2 protein-coding genes are annotated in these 1916 nt (G+C 62.3%); one reads left to right on the top strand and one right to left on the bottom strand.

What is annotated here, in order from left to right; translation table 11 throughout:
• Nucleotides 1–1571 (bottom strand): BTAD domain-containing putative transcriptional regulator (locus ACH2EH_RS07535; RefSeq protein ID WP_395140417.1); only part of this gene is annotated, 1571 nt, incomplete at its 3' end.
• Nucleotides 1572–1710: 139 nt separating this feature from the next.
• Between ACH2EH_RS07535 and ACH2EH_RS07540 the strand changes: the two genes are divergently transcribed.
• Nucleotides 1711–1916, top strand: a 206-nt coding sequence (locus tag ACH2EH_RS07540) for a hypothetical protein (protein WP_395140419.1), incomplete at its 3' end; no start/stop codon positions are given.

The raw sequence follows: 1916 nt of genomic DNA on the forward strand, positions 1-1916 counted from the left end.
GGTGCGGGCAGGATATCGTAGCTCCAGTCAATCAGGGCGCGTAGGGTCTGCTGACGTGGCAGAGCGTTACGGCTCCCTCCGGTCAGCAGCCGAAAACGATCCTCCAGTCGCAGTGCGATCTGCTCGACACTCAGAGACTTAACTCGCGCTGCCGCAAGCTCTATGGCCAGTGCGATTCCGTCGAGGTGCCGACAGATCTCAATGGCCGCCTGCACCGCCGACTCCGTGATTGCGAGAGCGGGCTGCACGGCGCGAGCCCGCTCAAAGAAGAGGCGTAGCGCCGCATAGCGCTCGATCAGCACCTCCGGCAGGCCTTGCTGCGTCGGCACCTCTAAAACGGGGACGCGCCAGACCACTTCTCCGGTGATGCCCAGCGGCTGGCGGCTGGTGGTGAGGATCTGGAGGCGGGGGCAGTCTCGTAAAAGGCGACCCACAAACTCAGCACTAGAATCTATTAAATGCTCGCAGTTATCAAGAACAAGCAAGAGTGTGCGAGGGCGAAGAAACTCAATCAGTGACTCCAGCAGGGGCTGCTCCCCGGTTTCTTGGAGTCCTAGTGCGGCGGCAGTCGCCTGGGGCAGGTGCGTGGGATCGCGCACGGGAGCGAGGTCCACAAAACAGGCACCATCCTGCATCGCCCGAGCTTTCTGCTGCCCCCAGGCTGTTTCCAGCGCCAGCCGCGTCTTGCCGATCCCGCCCGCTCCCGTCAGCGTTACGAGGCAGGCATTGTGCAGGCACTCCGTGATCGCCTCCAGCTCCCGCTCCCGCCCGATAAGCGCCGTCAGGGGGCGAGGAAGCGCGTAGAGCGCAGGGGCCTTCCGTGACACCGGAGCGAGCGCCGGTGCTGCCACGGGCACCGCTGTCGCCGCCGCACGAATGCGGTTGTAGAGCACCGTCAGCTCCGCCGAGGGGCTGGCATTGCTCTCGCGGAGCAGACTACTGCGGAGCGCACGGTAGACCTCTGCTGACTCTGCCGGGCTACCCGTCTGGGCAAGCGCCTCCATGAGAAGACGGCACAGTCCCTCGCGGAGGGGCTCCCGCACCACTGCCTCGCGAAGTGTCGGAATCACCTGGGCCAGCTCTCCGGTGACTTGCTTACGGGCTGTAAGACGCTCGACAGCAGCTAGGTAGGTCTCCCGGCGCGCTGCCTGCTCAGGATGTACCCAGTCCTCGTAGCAGTCCTCCAGCAGCGGGGCGCAGTAGAGTGCTACGGCCTTCTCCAGTGCTTCCGTGGTGTCCTGCTGAATCGCTTCGTCAAAAGCCAGGACATCGGACTGCTCGGGAGTGAGCCGCAGAACCAGTGTGTGCTTCGTGGTGGACTGGAGCAGATGCTTGGCCGTGGGGCCGAGGGCATCGCGCAGGTTCGTGAGGGAGCGCTTGAGGTTCTCTAGCCCTCGGGCTTCGTCGCTCTCCGGCCAGAGCGTTCCTGCGAGCCAGACCCGCGAGACATCTCGGTTGGCACGTAGGGTTAGCAAGGCGAGGATATACAGCCCGCGGCGTGACCGAAGCGCCGACAGTGGCTCCCCATTCACCTCAACAGTTATTGATCCAAAGAGCCGAATCGTCAGCATCTTCGTCCCTCTTTCTCTCTTCGACCACGCAAATCCTTTGTTGTCGTCCACGTTTCCGTCCACGTTAGACCGATAAACTGGAAGGCGGAAGTGGGGGAACAGTGCCCCACTCGATTCAGTCTAAAGGAACCAAGCTAAAATGAAACTTCAAAAAACGACCACGCGACGCATGCTTCTCAAATCCGCGCTAGGACTGGGTCTTGCCCTGGGCATCGGTGCCCGTGTCCAAGCTTTCGATAGCCCCTTTCTGCCCAACGTGCCCTGGTCCGGTAAAGTAACCTCGGGAGCGCTCACGGGGAGTGAAGTGACGCTCACGATTGACTCTAGTGGCACTGATGGCACTCT

This window comes from Armatimonas sp., from assembly GCF_043760365.1.
In the GTDB taxonomy this organism is placed as follows: domain Bacteria; phylum Armatimonadota; class Armatimonadia; order Armatimonadales; family Armatimonadaceae; genus Armatimonas.